Source organism: Endozoicomonas sp. SESOKO2 (genome assembly GCF_024606245.1).
Taxonomy (GTDB): Bacteria; Pseudomonadota; Gammaproteobacteria; order Pseudomonadales; family Endozoicomonadaceae; genus Endozoicomonas_A.
The window spans coordinates 1-1,943 of the sequence record NZ_JAHHPQ010000467.1 but is presented as its reverse complement, the minus strand read 5'-3'; the positions used below and the strand labels follow the sequence as shown (position 1 = coordinate 1,943).

The following is a 1,943-nucleotide window of genomic DNA, read 5'->3' as shown; positions in this document are numbered from 1 at the left end:
CCATAAGTAGAACCTCCGTGTTATTTAATGAGTCGTACAAATTATTTGACACAAAAAAAGTACGCTAGTTCATTTTTATGGCTATTGAGTTTGCTGTGGCTTAATAATCACGCACTTCAAATCTCTTCCCCTGCGTCCTTCGGCCTCGGTAAGGGTTTTTACGCAGTCGGTATGGCCCTTACTGGTTGCGACGGAAAGCGGGGTGGCGCCATCCGAAGTCCTGGCGACGTTGATATTTGCTCCGGCGTTGATCAGGATTTTCACGCACTCGCTATTGCCTCTCTCAGCGGCGGTGAACAGCGGGGTGATGCCACTCTCAGTCCGGGCGTTGATATCCGCCCCGGCGATGAGCAAGAGCTTCACGCAGTCGGTCTTGCCTTGCTGGGCTGCGACGTACAGCGGGGTCATGCCACGCGTCAAGAGGGCGTTGGGATTCGCTCCGGCGATGAGCAAGAGTTTCACGGAGTCGGTAGAGCCCAGCCGAACTGCGATGGACAGCGGGGTGGCGCCATCCGTCGTCCGGGGGGATCGAGTTTCGCCCCCTTAATGATCAGGAGTTTCACAATATCGGTGTAACTTTCTTGTGCAGCCATGAACAGCGGGGTAACGCCATCCTCAGCTATAGCGGTGTTGATGTCTGCCCCGTTTTTAATCAGGACTTCGGCGATGTCTGTGTACCCCTGAGCGGATGCCATCAACAAGGGATTGAAATCACCCTTCATAACGGCGTCGACATATACGCCTCCTGCCAGTGACTTCTTCACCTGATCCAAGTCCCCGCGAAGAAAGGCATTATAAAACGCCTCATCGGGGAAAAACGTATTCGGGTAAGATTCACCGGTCTTCATATTCAACACCGGGAACGGGTTTTGTCGGCAATACCCGCAGCTGCGTAAGCCTATGGGCTGATAATGAAATTGCCTCGTAAGACAGTCCAGATGGAAGAGGTGGCCACAGTGTGTTTGACATTTGGGGTTGCGTTTCACAGACGCCACATCCCGGCCATGGAACTCAGCGAAACAAATAAAACATTCATCGGCCTTCGACGTTTCTTCAGTGCTCATGGTGAGAGCAGAAAGATGAGTAGCATCCATAAGTAGAACCTCCGTGTTATTTAATGAGTTATACAAATTAGACACAAAAAAAGTACGATGGTTCAGCTTTATGGCTGCAAAGTTTTGCGTGGCTAAATAATCACCCATTTCAAAAACTCAGAAGATGGAAACACCTGAGAGCTGTGTTCACTGTTTTAACCGAATTGAGCGGACAGTCCCGTATTTTTTTTAGGGGGTGTCGCAACACTCTGGTTCCCATGCTTTCAGGCCCTTTGGGTCTCAGCATGGGAACTTGGAGTTTTGCAACACCTTCCCTACGACGGGGAGGATGTCAATTTTCCTGCATGGCCTCTGTTTCCTGTCTTGCCCCGCGAGAGATCAGGAAATCCTTGCCAGAGGTATTGCCCATCTTGGTTGCGATGGACAGTGGGGTGTTACCATCGTACGAGGTAGCGTTGAGATCTGCGCCCCCGTCAATCAGGCGTTTCAAAATATCGGCGTTACTTTCTCGGGCAGCCCAGTGCAGCGGGCTGATGCCACCCTTGTTCCGGGCGTCGGGATCCGCCCCTTTGTCGAGCAGGAGTTTCAAAATATTGGTGCTATTTTCTTGGGCAGCTGAGTGCAGCGGGGTGTCGCCATAATCACCCCGGGCGTTGAGATCCGCCCCTTTCTCGAGCAGCAGTTTAACAATATCGGTGTAATTGTTTCGGGCAGCCAAGTGCAGCGGGGTGTCGCCGTAGTCAGTGGGAGTGTTGACATTCGCCCCGGCTTTGATCAGGAGTTTCACGCAGTCGATATTATTTTCTCGGACTGCGATGGACAGTAGGGTGGTGCCATCGAACAGGGCAGCGTCGAGATCCGCCACTTTGTCGAGCAAGAGTTCCAGAA

The 1,943-nt window shown here is 52.0% G+C and carries 3 protein-coding genes; all 3 read right to left on the bottom strand.

What is annotated here, in order from left to right; translation table 11 throughout:
* Positions 1 to 81 precede the first annotated feature (81 nt).
* On the bottom strand, positions 82 to 480 hold the full coding sequence (locus tag KDK17_RS10630; RefSeq protein WP_306671271.1) for an ankyrin repeat domain-containing protein: 399 nt from the start codon (positions 478 to 480) through the stop codon (positions 82 to 84).
* Positions 459 to 1,094 (bottom strand): ankyrin repeat domain-containing protein, encoded by a 636-nt coding sequence (locus KDK17_RS10625; protein WP_257288050.1) that lies wholly within the window; start codon positions 1,092 to 1,094, stop codon positions 459 to 461. The genes KDK17_RS10630 and KDK17_RS10625 overlap by 22 nt, the downstream gene beginning before the upstream one ends.
* 292 nt (positions 1,095 to 1,386) lie before the next feature.
* Positions 1,387 to 1,943 (bottom strand): ankyrin repeat domain-containing protein (locus KDK17_RS10620; RefSeq protein WP_257288049.1); only part of this gene is annotated, 557 nt, incomplete at its 5' end.

What these genes read in the sequence shown, in the direction of transcription:
- KDK17_RS10625 (WP_257288050.1), bottom strand. Translation starts at nt 1,094, where the DNA reads ATGGATGCTACTCATCTTTCTGCTCTCACCATGAGCACTGAAGAAACG.